This is a genomic window from Paenibacillus sp. GQ49 (assembly GCF_059759055.1).
This window is the reverse complement of sequence record NZ_JCAXEL010000067.1, coordinates 1-232: the sequence shown is the minus strand read 5'-3', so window position 1 is coordinate 232 and position 232 is coordinate 1. Positions and strand designations below refer to the sequence as shown.

General features: G+C 61.6%; 1 protein-coding gene. It reads left to right on the top strand.

From position 1 onward, the window contains the following. A partial coding sequence (locus AC6CIF_RS31980; protein WP_498202761.1) for an AMP-binding enzyme occupies positions 1-232 on the top strand: 232 nt, incomplete at both ends.

The following is a 232-nucleotide window of genomic DNA, read 5'->3' as shown; positions in this document are numbered from 1 at the left end:
TTCGCAGGGAAATGGGGCGTTATGCGCCTATGTTGTAGCCGAAGGCGAAGCAGTGTGGACACCTGCTACTGTTCGGGATTGGCTGGAAGCGGAACTGCCGGATTATATGATCCCGGCCTATGTGGTGCAACTGGATCAGCTGCCGCTGACGTCCCATGGCAAGCTGGACCGCAAGGCGTTGCCGGAGCCGGACCACCATCTGCCTGCCGGGCCGGAGACGGAAGCACCGCGT